Below are 16201 nucleotides of genomic sequence, written 5' to 3'. Positions count from 1 at the left end.
ATAGAGAGTATGATCACGGCAAAAGAGTATCATCGCTACACTACTGTAAGGAGTCCGACATGAGCTGGCAGCCCTCGACCGATCCCGAACTCGGCGATCCCAAGACCTGCGACGCGCTGGATCTGATCATCGTGCCGCGCACCCGCGATCTCGGCGACGGCTTTGCGGTGCGCCGCGCGCTGCCGCACGGCAAACGCCAGATGGTGGGACCCTTCATCTTCTTCGACCATTTCGGGCCGGTGCAGTATCTCGCCGGCAAGGGCATGGACGTGCGGCCGCATCCGCATATCGGGCTCGCCACCGTCACCTATCTGTTCGACGGCAGCATCATGCACCGCGACAGCGAGGGCAACATCCAGGAGATCCAGCCCGGCGCGATGAACCTGATGACCGCAGGCCGCGGCATCGCGCATTCCGAGCGCACCCCCGACGTGCAGCGCCGCGACGGCCAGAAGATGCTGGGCCTGCAAAGCTGGATCGCGCTGCCGGCGGGCAAGGAGGAGATCGCGCCGTCGTTCCAGCACTATGGCGCCGGCGATCTGCCGATGATCTCCGAGCGCGACTTCACCGCGCGCATCATCGCGGGCTCGGCATTCGGCATCACCTCGCCGGTCAGCATGGTCTCGCCCTGGTTCTACACCGAGGTGACCGCGAAGGCCGGCACCTCGGTGCCGCTCGACCCCGATCACGAGGAACGCGCGATCTACCTCGTCGACGGCGAGGTCGAGATCGCGGGCGACCGCCACGAGGGGCCGAGGCTCCTGATCTTCCGGCCCGGCGACCGCATCACCGTCAAGACGCTGCGGCCGACCCGAATGATGTTCCTCGGCGGCGACGCCCTGGAGGGGCCGCGCCATATCTGGTGGAATTTCGTCTCGTCATCCAAGGAGCGGATCGAGCAGGCCAAACAGGACTGGAAAACCGGCCGTTTCGCGCAGGTTCCGCACGAACACGAGTTCATTCCGCTGCCGGAGTGAGCTAATTCCTGTGATAATCTCGAACGCCCGCACGGCCGTGTGCGGGCGCTCGTCTTTGCAAGCCACCTATTTTGAAAAGCCACCTAGAAAGATCACGCCATGACCGCGATGCTATCCAGCGATTTGCCCCTGCCCCGGATCGGCCGCGGCAAGGTGCGCGATATCTACGCCGTCGGCGACGATCGTGTGTTGCTGCTGACCACCGATCGCATCTCGGCATTCGACGTGGTGATGGCGGAAACCATTCCGATGAAGGGCGCGGTGCTGACCCAGATCAGCGCCTGGTGGTTCCGGCAGCTCGAGGGCACCGTACCGCATCACATGATCAGCGCCGATGCCGACGAGATCATCCGCGCGGTGCCTGAACTGAAGGATCATCGCGCCGACATCCTCGGCCGCGCGATGCTGTGCAAGCGCACCACCGTGTTCCCGATCGAAGCCGTGATCCGCGGCTACATCTCCGGCTCGGCCTGGAAGGAATACGCGGCCGAGGGCACGCTTGCCGGCGAGAAGCTGTCGGCCGGCCTGGTCGAGAGCCAGAAGCTCGAACCCGCGATCTTCAGCCCGGCGACCAAGGCCGAGGCCGGCCATGACGAGAACATCACGGTTAAGCGGGTGCGCGAGATCGTCGGTGCCGACGTCGCCGCGACGCTGGAGAAGATGGCGCGCGACGTCTATGGCTACGGCGAGCAGACCAGCCGCGCCCGCGGCATCATCATCGCCGACACCAAGTTCGAGTTCGGCCGCGACAAGGACGGCCGCATCATCCTGATCGACGAGGTGATGACGCCGGATTCGTCGCGCTTCTGGGCGGTCGATGCCTACAAGCCCGGCCAGCCGCAGCCGAGCTTCGACAAGCAGCCACTGCGCGACTATCTTGACGTCGAGCGCCGCGCCGGCCGCTGGAACGGCGATGCGCCCGCTCCGCCGCTGCCAGCGAGCGTGGTGGATGCGACGAGCAAGCGGTATCTGGAAGCGTATCGCCGCGTGACGGGAAGCGAGCTGAAGGTTTAGCTGCACCGTCGGCGCGTTCGCTCTTTCACCGTCACCCTGAGGAGGCCGCAACGCGGCCGTCTCGAAGGGTCGACGGCCCGGCTGGTGGCCGATTCATCCTTTGAGGCTGGCTCCGCTCGCACCTCGGGATGACGGGGAACGAGCGGTGCACGCTTCGCTTTGCCCACCCTGCGGAATTGCGCTGTCTGTCGTGGGATTGCAACGAACTCACCTCTGATGCCACTCTCCGGGCACAACAAGAACAGCCCAGGGAGCGCCCCATGTCCGATGCCGATACCGTGCTCGTCGAGCGCGACGGTCCTGTCACCATTATCTCCATCAACCGTCCGCACAACCGCAACGCCGTCGATGGCGCCACCGCGCGCAAGCTGTATGACGCGTTTCTCGCCTTCGATGCTGACGCGAGCGCATCGGTCGCGGTGTTCACCGGCACCGGCGGCTATTTCTGCGCCGGCGCCGATTTGAAGGCGGTGGCGGCGGGCGATCCCGAGAAGAAGCGCGAGGTCGGCGGCCACGACACGATCGCGCCGATGGGACCGAGCCGGCTGCGGTTGTCGAAGCCGGTGGTCGCCGCGATCGAAGGCTTTGCGGTCGCCGGCGGCATGGAGCTCGCGCTGTGGGCCGACATGCGCGTCGTGGCCGAGGACGCAACCTTCGGCGTGTTCTGCCGCCGCTTCGGCGTGCCGCTGATCGATCTCGGCACCATCCGCCTGCCGCGACTGATCGGCCATTCGCAGGCCATCGACATGATCCTGACCGGACGCCCGGTTGCCGGGCCCGAAGCCCACCGCATGGGACTCGCGAACCGATTGGTGCCGAAGGGTGAGGCCCGCGCCCACGCCATTGCGCTCGCCAAGGACATCGCGAGATTCCCGCAGAAATGCATGCGCGCCGACCGGCTGTCGGCGCTGCGGCAGTGGGACCTCGACGAGGAAGAGGCGATCAGGAACGAGATGCGCGGCGGGCTCGACGTGATAGCGTCAGGCGAAACGCTGTCGGGCGCGGCGCGCTTTGCCTCCGGCGTCGGCCGTCACGGCGCCTTCGGCACTGAGAGCGGCCACGGCTGAAGATTACGTCTCGCTAGCCTTCTCCTTTTCCTGAAAGGGGGAAGGTCGGGATGGGGTGAGCCGCAGGCGATGCCGTATGCGGAGAGAGCTGATCCCCACCCGCTTGCTCTGACGAGCAAAGCGACCTCCCCATTTCAGGGGAAGGTAATGCGGAGAGACTCCGGATTTCGCTTCGCTTCATTCGGGCTACGAAGGCGAGAACTACAGCGACCCGCGGCTTTCGCTCGCCGCAAGCTGACCCATCAGCGCCTTGTCGTCATAGCGCGCGAGCGAAAGGCTGCGGGCGAAGACTGGCACGGGCGCGCCGACCACAGCGCGGGCGCAGAGGTCGCCGGTGGCGCGGGCGCCCATCGTGCCGAAGCCCGACAGCGCGGTGGCGAGGAACACGCTTGGCGTCTTCGCCGCCCCGATCAGTGGCCAATTCTCTCTCGTCATCGGATAGTAGCCGCCGTAATGCACGCGGTCGCGCGGCAGCGCGCCGAGATAGTGCGCGAGCTTTGGCTGCAGCCGGCTCGCCGCGCGCAGCACGACTTCGGGGAAATAGGGATTCAGTTCCGGCTCGCGAACCGGCTCGGTGATCTGTTCCGCGTTGAACGCCCAGCCGAGCTTGATCCACTCGCCGTGATCGCCGCCGTCGGGCCGGCAATGGATGCTGCCCGGCATGCCCCCCACCTCAACCGTCTCCCCGCAAGAACGGGGAGAGGGTGCGCAGCGGCAGTTGCCGTCACGATACGGCCTAATCTCGCTACACTCTCAAAGGTAATGACGGCGATCAGACGCCGGCCATCATCACGTATTTGATCTCGACATATTCCTCCATGCCGTGGCGCGAGCCTTCGCGGCCGAGGCCCGATTCCTTGACGCCGCCGAACGGCGCCACTTCGGTCGTGATCAGGCCGGAGTTGACGCCGACCATGCCCGACTCCAGCGCCTCGGCGACGCGCCAGACGCGGCCGATGTCGCGCGAATAGAAGTAGGAGGCAAGGCCGAACGGTGAGGCGTTGCACATCGCGATCACGTCGGCCTCGTCCTTGAAGCGGATCACCGGCGCGAGCGGGCCGAAGGTCTCTTCGTGCGACACCAGCGCGTCCGGCCGCACATCCGACAGCACCGTGGGCTCGAAGAAGCTGCGGCCGAGCGACGAACGCTTGCCGCCGGTGACGATCTTGGCGCCGCCCTTCACCGCATCGGCAATGTGCCGTTCGACCTTCTCGATCGCTTCCATGTTGATCAGCGGCCCCTGCGTCACGCCCTGCTCCGTGCCGTCGCCGATCTTCATCTCCGCGACCTTCTTCGACAGCTTTGCGACGAACGCGTCGTAGATCTTGTCCTGGGCATAGAGACGGTTGGCGCAGACGCAGGTCTGGCCCATGTTGCGATACTTCGAGACGATGGCGCCTTCGACGGCGGCATCGATATCGGCGTCGTCGAACACCACGAACGGCGCGTTGCCGCCGAGCTCGAGGCCGAGCTTCTTCACGCCGACCGACGCCTGCCGGTACAGGATCTTGCCGACCTCGGTCGAGCCGGTGAAGCCGACGAAGCGCACCGCCGGATGCTCGCACAGCACCTTGCCGATCGGCGGCGCATCACCGGTGATGATGTTGAACACGCCCTTCGGCACGCCGGCCTTCTCGGCCAGCGGCAACGAGCGCGAGCGCGGACAGCGGCGTCTCGTTGGCGGGCTTCAGCACCACGGTGCAACCGGCCGCCAGCGCCGGCGAGACTTTGCGGGTGATCATCGAGTTCGGGAAATTCCATGGGGTGATGGCGCCGCAGACACCGATCGGCTGCCGGATCGCGAGCAGACGCGCGTCCGGACGCTGGGTCGGGATCGTCTCGCCATAGACGCGACGCGCCTCTTCCGCGAAGAATTCGACATAGGCGGCGCCGATATCGACCTCGCCGAGCGCTTCCGCCAGCGGCTTGCCCTGCTCGGAGGTCAGGATCAGCGCAAGGTCCTCGCGGTTGGCGATGATCAGATCGAACCATTTGCGCAGGATGTTGGAGCGCTGTTTCGCGGTCAGCTTGGCCCAGGCCGGAAACGCGCGCTCGGCGGCCTCGACGGCCTTGGTCGCGTCATCGGCGCTCAGCTGCGGGATCTTGATCAGCTCGACGCCGGTCGCCGGATTGTTGACGGCGAATTCAGGGGTGCCGACCCAGGCGCCGTCGATGTAGCAGCGGTCGCGCAGCAGCGAGGGGTCCTTCAGGCGGCTTTGCAGGGAGGATGCTGCGGATTGGGTGGCGCGTGCGGCAACGGGCGGGGTCATGGCGTTACTCCTGTCATTTCTGGAATTTCTTGGGGGTGTTCGCCCCGTATATAAGCGGAAAGCCGCTGCGATGCACCGGCGCCGGGCGCGACCCTGCTTGGACGCAAACGCGGCGCGATTGTTGGAGGGTTGCCATTCCGGGGCGGCTCTAAGAGCCGAACCCGGAATCTCGAGATTCTCGGTGCGCAGTTGCGCACCTGAGGGTTCGATGCTGCGCATCGCCCCGGAATGACGGCTCTGATCAGACCGCGCCGCCAGACATATAGGTTTCCCGACGGCCGATCATGCGCTCGGCCGCGGCCTTGGCGTCCGCCTTGGTCGAGGTCGCGCAGGTCCGGTATTCGAGGTCGGCCTGCGCCCGCGCATCGCGGCGGCCGAACCAGGATTTGGCGCCGGTCTGCAGCAGCGCCAGCGCCCGCGCGACATTCTCGACGGCCTCGAACGAGTGCAGCGCGCCGGTACCTGCGTAGCGGACTTCGTAGAGACCTGGGCTGATCGGCGCTTCGATATTCTCGCCGCGGCCCGGCCGCGGATAGCGCTTCCATTCACTCCATGTCGAAATCATTGCTGCGCCCCCGCAAGGCGGGAAATGACGAATCTTTTCGTCAAATCCGGTCCAATCCGCCGCACCGTTTGTGCAGCGATCTGAATGCGTTAATGCAAATAATCAGGTACGAAAATCATTCCTTGATCACGTTACCGTGGCCACCCGCGAAGGTCACCGGGACTTGCTCGAAGTCCCCTGCAAAATCTGCGCGCGTGGTGAACGCCTCCCGACCAAGGCCGTTCCTGGCGGCCGGCCTTCACGACATCGCGACGTCGTCGCATCGCGCCCGCCTTGCGGGAGCGGAAAAGCGGGAGGATGATCCGCCCACTTCAAAACAATAAACCCCACCGGAGGAAGCCCCCAATGCAGAGCAAGGCTCAGATCGATCAGGTATTGCGCCAGAAAAGCGAGGCAAAGGAAATTCCCGGCGTGGTCGCCATCGCGGCCACCGGCAAGGACGTGATTTATGAAGGCGCGTTCGGCAAGCGCGACCTCTCCAAGAGCGATCCCATGACGGCGGACAGCGTGTTCTGGATCGCCTCGATGACCAAGGCGGTGACTTCGGCGGGCGCGATGCAGCTCGTCGAGCAGGGCAAGCTCTCGCTCGATGAGCCGATCGGCAAGCTGTTGCCCGATCTCGCCGCGGTGCAGGTGCTCGACGGCTTCGACGCCAAGGGCGAACCGCAGCTGCGGCCGGCGAAAAAGCCGATCACGCTGCGCCAGCTCATGACCCACACCGCCGGCTTCGCCTACGACATGTGGGACGGCAATCTCGGCAAGTATCTCGAAAAGACCGGCACGCCCGGCATCATCACCTGCCTGAATGCCGCGCTCAAGACGCCGATCATGACCGATCCCGGCACGCGCTGGGAATACGGCACCAATATCGACTTCGTCGGCAAGGCGGTGGAGGCCGCATCCGGCAAGAAGCTCGATGCCTATCTGCGCGACAACGTGTTCGCGCCGCTCGGCATGAGCGACACCGCCTTCAAGATCTCCAACGACATGCGCAAGCGTCTGGTCGGCATGCATGCCCGCGGCGAGGACGGCACGCTGGCGGCAATCCCGTTCGAGCTCGAGCAGAATCCTGAATTCCACATGGGTGGCGGCGGCCTGTATTCGACCGCGGCCGACTACATCAAGTTCTGCCAGATGATCCTCAACAAGGGCAAAGGCAACGGCAATCAGGTGCTGAAGGCCGAGACGGTCGCGACCATGGGGCAGAATCACATCGGCGAGCTCACCGTCGGCAAGATGACGACGGCCTTGCCGATGTACACCAACGATGTCGATCTCTATCCCGACATCGTCAAGAAATGGGGCTTGAGCTTCCTCATCAACACCGCCAAGACGCCGGAAGGCCGCAGCGCCGGCAGCCTCGCCTGGGCGGGCCTTGCCAACACCTATTACTGGATCGATCCGTCGCGCGACGTCTGCGGCGTGATCCTGACCCAGCTGTTGCCGTTCGCCGACAAGCACAGCCTGGAAGCTTTCGCAGGCTTCGAGAAGGGCATCTATGCCGGGCTCGACGCCGGCAGCGGGCAAAGGGCGGCGTAAGGCTCGATGAGATAAGTCGTACCAACCGTGACGGGACTCCTCTCCCTCTCCCCGTTCTTACGGGGAGAGGGTTGGGGTGAGGGGCTGCTTCCGCGCAGACGGTCGCAATTGGACTCGCAGAGACTCCCCCTCACCCGGATCGCATCTTCGATGCGATCCGACCTCTCCCCGCACGCGGGGCGAGGTGAAGCGGAACCCGTCGCCGCCACAATCGAAAACCATACCCGCCATAGGTCGGGCCTGTCCCATCGGCGCCAAACGACTAAGATCGCGCAAAAAGCGTGACGACATGAACACGACCACGAGGAGGACGAGCTTGGCACCCATACCCAAGGGAGACAGCAAGGCAGACAGCTATGTCTGCGGCATTTCCGATACGCCGCTGCTCGGTGAAACCATCGGCCGCAGCCTCGACCGCGCACGGGCGCGCTGGGGCACGCGCGAGGCGCTGGTCTCGCCCAGCCACAATGTGCGCTGGACCTGGAACGAGTTCGCCGAGCGCGTCGATGCCTTGGCGGCGGGCTTCATCGCGCTCGGGCTGCAACGCGGCGAGCGGATCGGGATCTGGTCGCTGAACCGGCCGGAATGGACGCTAACGCAATTCGCCGCCGCGAAAGCCGGACTGATCCTCGTCACCATCAATCCGGCCTATCGCCTCAGCGAGCTGGAATTCGCACTCGGCAAGGTCGGCTGCGCCGCGATCGTGACGGCGACCGCATTCAAGACCTCGGCCTATATGGAGATGCTGAACACGCTGCTGCCCGAGCTTGCGAGCTCCGAGCCCGGCCATCTGCGCTCGGCGCGGCTGCCGCAACTGCGCGCCGTGATCCAGATCGGCGGACCGGCGGCGCCGGGCACCATTCCGTTCGATGCGGTATCGCAGATGGGCGGCGATCGCCATCGCGAGCAGCTTGCGGCGCTCGGCGAGAGCCTGCAATTCGACGATCCCGTCAACATCCAGTTCACCAGCGGCACCACCGGCTCGCCCAAGGGCGTGACGCTGACCCATCACAACATCCTCAACAACGGCTACTTCACCGGCCGCGCCATGCGCCTGACCGAAGCGGACCGCATCTGCATTCCGGTGCCGCTCTATCACTGCTTCGGCATGGTGATGGGCAACCTCGCCTCGGTCACGCTCGGCACCACCATGGTCTATCCCGGCGAAGGTTTTGATCCGCTGGCGACGCTGACGACGGTCGCGCAGGAGAGATGCACGACGCTGTACGGCGTGCCGACCATGTTCATCGCCGAGCTCGACCATCCCGACTTCGCGCGCTTCGACTTGTCGTCGCTGCGCACCGGCATCATGGCCGGCGCGCCCTGCCCGATCGAGGTGATGAAGCGCGTCAACACCGAGATGAACATGCGCGAGGTGACGATCGCCTATGGGATGACCGAAACCAGCCCGGTGAGTTTCCAGAGCGCGACCGACGATCCCTTGGAGCGCCGCGTCTCGACCGTCGGTCGCATCCATCCGCATGTCGAGGTCAAGGTCGTCGATCTCGACGGCAAGGTGGTGCCGCGCGGCGAACGCGGCGAGCTCTGCACCCGCGGCTACAGCATCATGCTCGGCTATTGGAACGAGAAGGAGAAGACATCAGACGTGCTCGACGCCAATGGCTGGATGCACACCGGCGATCTCGCCGTGATCGACGACGAGGGCTACTGCAACATCGTCGGCCGCATCAAGGACATGGTGATCCGCGGCGGCGAGAACCTCTATCCGAGGGAGATCGAGGAATTCCTCTACCGCCATCCGAAGATCCAGGACGTGCAGATCTTCGGCGTCGCCGACGAGCGCTATGGCGAGGAGCTGTGCGCCTGGGTCAGGATCAGGCAGGGTGAAACGCTCAGCGCCGACGAGGTCCGCGCCTTCTGCCATGGCCAGATCGCCCACAACAAGATCCCGCGCTATGTCGAGTTCGTCGAGGAATTCCCGATGACGGTGACGGGGAAAATCCAGAAGTTCGTGATGCGCGACGCGGTCGAGCAGCGGCTCGGGCTCAAGGCGGCGAAGACGGCGTGATCTCTCTTCTCCCTCGCCCCGCTCTTGCGGGGAGAGGGTCGGGGTGAGGGGCCGCCTCCGCAAACTGGATGAAGATGAGTACGCGGAGACTCCCCCTCACCCGGATCGCATCTTGCGATGCGATCCGGCCTCTCCCCGCAGGCGGGGCGAGGCGAGAAAGAGCGGCGCCCTTAAACCAGCAGCCCCTGCTGCTTCGCCAGATCCTGCAGCGACACCAGCGGCCGGGCGCCGATGTGCTGGATCACCTCGGCGGCGGCGAGCGCGCCGAGCCGACCGGCATTCTCATGGCCGACATTGCGCACGAGACCGACGAGGAAACCGGCGGCGAACAGATCGCCGGCGCCGGTGGTGTCGACCAGCCTGTCGATCGGCGAGGCGGGCGCCGAGACGACGCTGTCGCCTGATATCACGACGCAGCCCTTCTCGCTGCGCGTGACGACGCCGAGCTTGGTGTCCTTGCCGAACTGCTTCAGCGCGGTGTCGAAATCCGAGGTCTGGTACAGCGAGTGCAGCTCGGACTCGTTGGCGAATACCAGATCCACCACGCCCTTGCGCATCAGATCGACGAACTCGTCGCGGTAGCGATCGACGCAGAACGAATCCGACAGCGTCAGCGCGACCTGGCGGCCCGCGCCATGCGCGATGTCAGCCGCCTTCACGAACGCGTCCTTGGCGTTCTTCGGATCCCAGAGATAGCCCTCGAGATAGATGATGCTGGCGGCTGCGATCTGGTTCGGATCGATATCGTCCGGCGTCAGATCCTGCGCGGCCCCGAGATAGGTGTTCATGGTGCGCTCGCCGTCCGGCGTCACCAGGATGTAGGAGCAGCCGGTGGCCGGTCCGGTCCTGGCCGGCGCGGTGTCGAACGCCACGCCGGCGGCGCGGATATCATGGACGTAAAGCTTGCCGATCTGGTCGTCCTTGACCTTGCCGACATAGGCGGCGCGGGCACCGAGACTGCCGACGCCGACGATGGTGTTGGCAGCCGAGCCGCCCGACATCTCGGTCGCCACGCCCATGTCGCCGTAGATCGCGGTGGCGCGCGCCTCGTCGATCAGTTGCATCGAGCCCTTGGTCATGCCGTGACGGGCAAGGAACCCCTCGTCGGTCTGCACCAGCACGTCGAAGATCGCGTTACCGATCCCAAGAACGTCGTATTTTGCATCAGCCATAGACCTGCCCTGTGTTAACGCCACCCAACAAGAGTGGCGGCCTATCACGTTACGCCTCGGGGCAGCAAGCGAAGCTCTACGTTCCGTCATCCTGAGGAGCGCGGAACGCGCGTCTCGAAGGATGCGCGGCCCCACGCCGGCCGATTCATCCTTCGAGGCTCGCCCAGCGCCGCAATTGCGCCGCAAGGCTCGCACCTCAGGATGACGGGTCCGTTAGAGTGCCGCTGGCAGCAAAGCGCGCTGCTGCTATACAGACCTCATGTTCCGCTCCTTCCTCACGGTCTCCTCGGGAACGCTGGCCTCGCGACTGCTCGGCTTCGTGCGCGATTCCGCGATCGCGGCGCTGCTGGGCGCGGGACCGGTGGCGGATGCCTTCCTGGCGGCATTCCAGCTTGTGAATGTTGTGCGACGGCTGTTGTCCGAGGGCGGACTGAATGCCGCCCTGGTGCCGGCCTGGCTGAAGGCACGCGATGCCGGCGGCTTGGAGGCGGCAACCGCCTTTGCCGGCCGCGTGCTCGGCACCGTCAGCGCCGCGGTGATCGCATCCGCGCTCGTCATCGGCCTGCTGATGCCGCTGGTGATCGCGGCGATCGCGCCGGGTTTTGTCGGCCGCGACACGCTGCAATTCGCCGTCGACGATGCAAGGCTGATGCTGCCCTATCTCGCCTTCGCCGGCCCGGTCACCGTGATGATGGCGCTGCTCAGCGCCCAGGGACGTTTCGCGCTGACCGCGTTCTCGCCGCTGTTGTTCAACATCGCGCTGATATCGGTGATGGCCGTGCTGCTGGTGCGGCAGCAGGAGCCGGCGCAGGCCGCGATTGTCATGGCGGCAACGATCGGCGTCGCCGGCTTCCTGCAACTGTCGATGCTGGCGCTGCGCGGCGCAAGGCTCGCCTCGCCGCTCCGCGTGTCCTTCGATCCTGACATGCGCGGCTTTCTCGGCCGCGCGATCCCCGGCATGGTCGCGAGTAGCGCGCCGCAATGGCTGATGGTGGCAGGCGCGGTGATCGCATCGACCTCGCCGTCGGCGGTGTCCTGGCTCTATTTCGCCAACCGCCTGCTCGAGCTGCCGCTCGGCATTGTCGGCGTCGCCATGGGCACCGTGCTGATCCCGGAGATGACGCGCGCCGTGCGCAGCGGCGAATCCAGCGCAATCGCGCATGCGGAATCACGTGCCCTCGAGCTCGCGGTCGGGCTGGCGCTGCCGGCGACGCTCGGCCTGATGGTGCTGAGCGAACCGATCGTGCGGATGCTGTTCGAGCACGGCGCGTTCACCGCCCAGGATAGCGCGGCAACCGCGCAAGCCTTGATCTGGCTGACGCTGGCCGTGCCGGCGCATGTGCTGGTGAAGGCGCTGTCGCCGGCGTTCTTCGCGCGCGAGGACACGCTGACGCCGCTGCTCGCGACACTGAAGGGTATCGTGGTTACGATCGCGGCGGCCTTCCTGTTCGGTCATATCTTCGGTGCGAGCGGAATTGCCGCAGGCATCGCGCTCGGCGCCTGGAGCAACGCGCTGGCACTGATCCGCAAGGGGGCCGCGACCTTCGGCTTCTCGATCGATGCCGATGCGCGCCGCCGGCTGCCGCGCATCCTGGCCGCGGCGCTCGCGATGGGCGCCCTGCTCTGGTTCGCGGAGGGCGGGCTGCCGTCAGCCGGCAGCCACGGTTTCGTGCAAGCAGGGTCCCTGCTCGTGCTGATCGCGGCAGGTATCGCCGCTTACGGGCTGTTCTTGCAGCTTTTCGGCGTCACCGGCTGGCGCGAGGCGGTTAACGCCGTCAGGCAAAGGCGCCCCGCCTGACTTGCGCGCGCGGAGCTTAAGTGGCAAACGACGCGGCAAAACTAGCCATTTCCGGGAATTAGACCATGGCGTTCGTTGAACGGGTTTTCTCAGGCGTCCAGCCGACGGGCAATCTGCACCTCGGCAACTACCTCGGCGCCATCGTCAACTTCGTGAAGATGCAGCAGACCCACAACTGCATCTATTGCGTCGTCGACATGCATGCGATCACGCAGGGCGTCGAGGTCTGGGGCGGCCCGGCCGAGCTCGCCCGCAACACCCGCGAGGTCACCGCGGCCTTCATCGCCGCCGGCATCGATGCCAAGAAGCACATCGTGTTCAACCAGAGCCAGATCGCCGGCCATGCCGAGCTGACCTGGATCTTCAACTGCGTCGCGCGGATCGGCTGGCTGAACCGCATGACGCAGTTCAAGGAGAAGGCAGGCAAGGACCGCGAGAACGCCTCGGTCGGCCTCTACGACTATCCGGTGCTGATGGCCGCCGACATCCTGCTCTACCGCGCGACCCATGTGCCGGTCGGCGAGGACCAGAAGCAGCATCTGGAGCTGTCCCGCGACATCGCGCAGAAGTTCAACAACGATTTCGCTGATTCAATTCGTGGTCATGGTTTCGCCGACGGCCTGTTCTTCCCGCAGCCCGAGCCGCTGATCACGGGGCCGGCGACGCGGGTGATGAGCCTGCGCGACGGCACCAAGAAGATGTCGAAGTCGGATGCGTCGGACAATTCGCGCATCAACCTCACCGACGACGCCGACACCATCGCGCAGAAGATCCGCAAGGCGAAGACCGATCCGGAGCCGCTGCCGTCCGAGGAGAAGGGTCTGGAAACTCGCCCCGAGGCCGACAACCTGGTCGGCATCTACGCGGCGCTGGCCGGCATCTCCAAGCAGGAGGTGCTGACGCAGTTCGGCGGCGGGCAGTTCTCCAGCTTCAAGAACGCGCTGGTCGAGGTTTGCGTCGCGAAACTGGCGCCGATCGCCTCCGAGATGAAGAAGCTGGTCGCCGATCCCGGCCATGTCGACGCGGTCCTCGCCGACGGCGCCAACCGCGCCCGCGGCATCGCCGACGAGACCATGCGCATCACCAAGGACATCGTCGGCTTCATCCGCCCGCGCTGACGCGCGAGGCAGGAACTGCGCGCTCCCTCTCCCAAACGGCGAGGGAGTATGGCACCATGGGTTGGTTTGGTTCAGCACCGGGACATGCATGACCACCCAGCGACGCAGCTACGAGTCAGGTCACAAGCCGAAATGCCTCGTCATCGTTGACGACACGGCGGAATGGGACCGCGCGGTCTATTACGCCAGCCGGTGGGCGATCCGGGTCGGCGGCGGCGTCGTGATGCTGCGGGTGATCGAGACCGAGGACCAGAACCAGCAATGGCTCGGGGTCGCCGACATCATGCGCGCGGAGGCCGAGGAAGCCGCCAACGAGGCGCTCGACCGCGCCGCCGGCCGCGCCAACGGCATCGCCGCGATCACCCCGGAGCGGGTGATTCGAGAGGGCGACCCGATCGAACAGATCCTCGACGTGATCGACAAGGACGTCGATATTGCAGCGCTGGTGCTGGCCGCCAACCCGGGCGCCGAGGGGCCCGGGCCGATCATCACCACCATGGCCAAGACCATGGGGGCATTCCCGATCCCGGTAACCATCGTGCCGGGCGGCCTGACCGACGCCGAGATCGACGCCCTGTCCTAACGCGTTACCGGCGCCGGACCCGCTTCCGGGCATGGGTATGCGCCTGGAACCGCGGTTTTGCGGCTTGATCGCGGGCTTTTTAGTTGCCATCTGACTCCTTGATTTGACGCGTTTTCTTCGCGAACCGGTGTCACTTCGCTCGAAAACGCTATAATGGAACCCAACGCGCCGGCCTTGAACCGGCGACGCCGGAGACAGCAGATGTTCATCCAGACCGAAGCCACGCCGAATCCCGCCACGCTGAAATTCATTCCGGGCCGCACGGTGCTCGACAGCGGGACGATGGAATTTTCCTCGCCCGAGTCCGCCGCGCGCTCGCCGCTCGCCGAACGGCTGTTCGCCGTATCCGGCGTCACCGGCGTGTTCTACGGCGGCGACTTCATCACCGTGACCAAGGCGGACGGCGACTGGCAGCACCTCAAACCCGCGATCCTCGGCGCGATCATGGAGCACTACATGTCCGGCGCGCCGCTGCTCGCCGACGGCACCGCCGGCAGCGACGACGCCCGCGATGAGGAGGACGAGTTCTTCGACGAGGCCGACGCCGAGACGGTCGAGCAGATCAAGGACCTGATCGAGACCCGCGTGCGTCCCGCGGTTGCCAATGACGGCGGCGACATCACCTTCCGCGGCTTCAAGGACGGCATCGTCTACCTCAACATGAAGGGCTCCTGCGCCGGCTGCCCGTCATCGACCGCAACCCTGCAACACGGCATCCAGAACCTGCTCCGGCACTTCGTGCCCGACGTGCAGGAAGTCCGGCCGATGTGATGGAGCGGCGAATGGCGAGTGGCGAATCGCGAATAGCATTCTCCGCAAGATCCCTGTTCGCCATTCCCTATTCGCTATTCGCCCTCCCATGATGATTCTCGCCATCGATACGGCGCTCGACGCCTGCTCCGCGGCGGTGCTCGACACCACCTCCGGCAATACAATCGCCATTGAATCGCGGGCGATGCAGCGCGGCCATGCCGAGGCGCTGATGCCGCTGATCGCTCGGGTGATGAAAGAGAGCGGCATCGGCTTCGCCGGGCTCGACCGCATCGCCGTCACCACCGGCCCCGGCAGTTTCACAGGCCTGCGCGTCGGCCTCTCGGCGGCGCGCGGCCTGGCGCTGGCCGCAGAAAAGCCGGTGGTCGGACTGTCGACGCTCGCCGCCTACGCTGCGCCTGTCGTCGCCGAGAATGGCGCGGCTGCGATCCTGTCGGCGATCGATGCGCGGCATGATCACGTCTATTTCCAGCTGGTCGGCGGCGACGGCAGTCCGATCATCAAGCCGAAGGTGGCGCCGATCGCGGAAGCGCTCGAGGCCTCCCAACACGGCGCGCTGCATCTGGTCGGCAACGCCGCCAATATCCTCGCCGAGCGCTGGCCCGCCGACGCCGCACCGCCGGTCAAGGTCGACCGGCAGCCCGCGCCCGATATTACCTGGGTCGCCTGGATCGGCGCGGCCGTGGATCCTGAAACCGCGCCGCCGCGGCCGTTCTATCTGCGTGCGCCCGACGCCAAGCCGCCGAAGGACCGGCTCGAGATCAGCACGCCGCGATCGACATGATCGGCTGGCTGTCACGATGGTGGGGCGGCGGTCCGCCCGCGGTCGAGCCCGCATCGCTGCGCGATGCGGCGCGACTCGCGCAATTGCACGGCGCGTCGTTTCATCGCGGCTGGGGCGAAGGCGAATTCGAGGCGATGCTGACCGAGCGCAACACGCTGGTGCACCGGCTGCGGCAGGGACGCAAGGTGATCGGCTTTGCCGTCTCGCGGATGGCGGCGGACGAAGCCGAAATTCTGTCGATTGCGATCGATTCCAATCAGCGCGGCCGCGGCCTGTCGCGCGATCTGCTGCTGACCCATCTCGGCCATCTTGCCGGCCGCGGCATCCGCACCATCTTCCTCGAGGTGGAAGAGAACAATCAGCCGGCGCGACGGCTCTACGAAAAGGCCGGATTCGGCGTGATCGGCCGCCGCGAACGCTACTACAAGCAGCCCGGCGGGGAACATTTGAACGCGCTTCTGATGCGGCGCGACTTGTCGTAACATCGGCGCGATGGCAGAACAGCGCCCTGCTC

14 protein-coding genes and 1 pseudogene are annotated in these 16201 nt (G+C 65.7%); 11 read left to right on the top strand and 4 right to left on the bottom strand.

The annotated features are described in order from the left end of the window. Positions 1-59 precede the first annotated feature (59 nt). From ACVMIH_RS28505 to ACVMIH_RS28495, 3 genes are all read left to right on the top strand, one after another. On the top strand, positions 60-977 hold the full coding sequence (locus ACVMIH_RS28505; protein WP_028335539.1) for a pirin family protein: 918 nt from the start codon (positions 60-62) through the stop codon (positions 975-977). A 99-nt stretch (positions 978-1076) separates the two neighbouring features. Further along, entirely contained in the window at positions 1077-1991 is a 915-nt protein-coding gene (locus ACVMIH_RS28500; protein WP_229190992.1) for a phosphoribosylaminoimidazolesuccinocarboxamide synthase, read from the top strand. Positions 1992-2251: 260 nt separating this feature from the next. Next, complete coding sequence (locus tag ACVMIH_RS28495) at positions 2252-3058, top strand: crotonase/enoyl-CoA hydratase family protein (protein ID WP_057015319.1); 807 nt, start codon at positions 2252-2254, stop codon at positions 3056-3058. Between the two features lie 201 nt (positions 3059-3259). Here the strand turns inward: ACVMIH_RS28495 and ACVMIH_RS28490 are convergent, their stop codons facing one another. The 3 genes and pseudogenes from ACVMIH_RS28490 to ACVMIH_RS28480 all read right to left on the bottom strand — a co-directional run bounded on the left by ACVMIH_RS28490 (position 3260) and on the right by ACVMIH_RS28480 (position 5893). Then, entirely contained in the window at positions 3260-3721 is a 462-nt protein-coding gene (locus ACVMIH_RS28490; RefSeq protein ID WP_456864208.1) for a hypothetical protein, read from the bottom strand. A 109-nt stretch (positions 3722-3830) separates the two neighbouring features. Continuing rightward, positions 3831-5328: pseudogene (locus tag ACVMIH_RS28485) on the bottom strand (NAD-dependent succinate-semialdehyde dehydrogenase). Positions 5329-5569: 241 nt separating this feature from the next. Continuing rightward, entirely contained in the window at positions 5570-5893 is a 324-nt protein-coding gene (locus tag ACVMIH_RS28480) for a hypothetical protein (protein ID WP_092080983.1), read from the bottom strand. Positions 5894-6238: 345 nt separating this feature from the next. Here ACVMIH_RS28480 and ACVMIH_RS28475 point away from each other — a divergent pair, with 345 nt between their 5' ends. After that, the gene (locus tag ACVMIH_RS28475; protein WP_456864206.1) at positions 6239-7432 is read left to right on the top strand and encodes a serine hydrolase domain-containing protein; all 1194 of its coding nucleotides are present in this window, start codon (positions 6239-6241) and stop codon (positions 7430-7432) included. Between the two features lie 289 nt (positions 7433-7721). Beyond that, complete coding sequence (locus tag ACVMIH_RS28470) at positions 7722-9461, top strand: AMP-binding protein (protein WP_456864204.1); 1740 nt, start codon at positions 7722-7724, stop codon at positions 9459-9461. A gap of 170 nt (positions 9462-9631) precedes the next feature. Here ACVMIH_RS28470 and ACVMIH_RS28465 read toward each other — a convergent pair whose 3' ends face one another. Next, the gene (locus ACVMIH_RS28465; RefSeq protein ID WP_076824515.1) at positions 9632-10633 is read right to left on the bottom strand and encodes an adenosine kinase; all 1002 of its coding nucleotides are present in this window, start codon (positions 10631-10633) and stop codon (positions 9632-9634) included. A gap of 259 nt (positions 10634-10892) precedes the next feature. On the opposite strand from ACVMIH_RS28465, the gene murJ reads away from it, so the two are divergent. The 6 genes from murJ to rimI all read left to right on the top strand — a co-directional run bounded on the left by murJ (position 10893) and on the right by rimI (position 16169). Continuing rightward, a complete protein-coding gene (murJ, locus tag ACVMIH_RS28460) occupies positions 10893-12431 on the top strand; it encodes a murein biosynthesis integral membrane protein MurJ (protein WP_456864202.1) in 1539 nt (512 codons plus the stop codon). Between the two features lie 65 nt (positions 12432-12496). Then, the gene (gene trpS / locus ACVMIH_RS28455) at positions 12497-13549 is read left to right on the top strand and encodes a tryptophan--tRNA ligase (protein ID WP_076824511.1); all 1053 of its coding nucleotides are present in this window, start codon (positions 12497-12499) and stop codon (positions 13547-13549) included. Between the two features lie 88 nt (positions 13550-13637). Continuing rightward, the gene (locus tag ACVMIH_RS28450) at positions 13638-14132 is read left to right on the top strand and encodes a universal stress protein (protein WP_028335525.1); all 495 of its coding nucleotides are present in this window, start codon (positions 13638-13640) and stop codon (positions 14130-14132) included. Positions 14133-14333: 201 nt separating this feature from the next. Continuing rightward, positions 14334-14903 (top strand): NifU family protein, encoded by a 570-nt coding sequence (locus ACVMIH_RS28445; RefSeq protein ID WP_076824745.1) that lies wholly within the window; start codon positions 14334-14336, stop codon positions 14901-14903. Between the two features lie 88 nt (positions 14904-14991). Then, a complete protein-coding gene (gene tsaB / locus ACVMIH_RS28440; protein ID WP_057015310.1) occupies positions 14992-15687 on the top strand; it encodes a tRNA (adenosine(37)-N6)-threonylcarbamoyltransferase complex dimerization subunit type 1 TsaB in 696 nt (231 codons plus the stop codon). Continuing rightward, positions 15684-16169, top strand: coding sequence for a ribosomal protein S18-alanine N-acetyltransferase (rimI, locus tag ACVMIH_RS28435; RefSeq protein ID WP_057015309.1), 486 nt, complete (start codon positions 15684-15686; stop codon positions 16167-16169). The genes tsaB and rimI overlap by 4 nt, the downstream gene beginning before the upstream one ends. Positions 16170-16201: the final 32 nt, after the last annotated feature.

It is taken from the genome of Bradyrhizobium sp. USDA 4503 (genome assembly GCF_054055815.1).
This window is presented reverse-complemented; position numbering and strand designations above follow the sequence as displayed.

Bases quoted from the DNA above. Each gene is read 5' to 3' on its own strand.
- tsaB (WP_057015310.1), top strand. From the start codon at position 14,992: ATGATGATTCTCGCCATCGATACGGCGCTCGACGCCTGCTCCGCGGCG.
- ACVMIH_RS28465 (WP_076824515.1), bottom strand. From the start codon at position 10,633: ATGGCTGATGCAAAATACGACGTTCTTGGGATCGGTAACGCGATCTTC.
- ACVMIH_RS28450 (WP_028335525.1), top strand. From the start codon at position 13,638: ATGACCACCCAGCGACGCAGCTACGAGTCAGGTCACAAGCCGAAATGC.
- ACVMIH_RS28490 (WP_456864208.1), bottom strand. From the start codon at position 3,721: ATGCCGGGCAGCATCCATTGCCGGCCCGACGGCGGCGATCACGGCGAG.
- ACVMIH_RS28505 (WP_028335539.1), top strand. From the start codon at position 60: ATGAGCTGGCAGCCCTCGACCGATCCCGAACTCGGCGATCCCAAGACC.
- murJ (WP_456864202.1), top strand. From the start codon at position 10,893: ATGTTCCGCTCCTTCCTCACGGTCTCCTCGGGAACGCTGGCCTCGCGA.
- ACVMIH_RS28500 (WP_229190992.1), top strand. From the start codon at position 1,077: ATGACCGCGATGCTATCCAGCGATTTGCCCCTGCCCCGGATCGGCCGC.
- ACVMIH_RS28495 (WP_057015319.1), top strand. From the start codon at position 2,252: ATGTCCGATGCCGATACCGTGCTCGTCGAGCGCGACGGTCCTGTCACC.
- rimI (WP_057015309.1), top strand. From the start codon at position 15,684: ATGATCGGCTGGCTGTCACGATGGTGGGGCGGCGGTCCGCCCGCGGTC.
- ACVMIH_RS28480 (WP_092080983.1), bottom strand. From the start codon at position 5,893: ATGATTTCGACATGGAGTGAATGGAAGCGCTATCCGCGGCCGGGCCGC.
- ACVMIH_RS28475 (WP_456864206.1), top strand. From the start codon at position 6,239: ATGCAGAGCAAGGCTCAGATCGATCAGGTATTGCGCCAGAAAAGCGAG.
- ACVMIH_RS28445 (WP_076824745.1), top strand. From the start codon at position 14,334: ATGTTCATCCAGACCGAAGCCACGCCGAATCCCGCCACGCTGAAATTC.
- trpS (WP_076824511.1), top strand. From the start codon at position 12,497: ATGGCGTTCGTTGAACGGGTTTTCTCAGGCGTCCAGCCGACGGGCAAT.
- ACVMIH_RS28470 (WP_456864204.1), top strand. From the start codon at position 7,722: ATGAACACGACCACGAGGAGGACGAGCTTGGCACCCATACCCAAGGGA.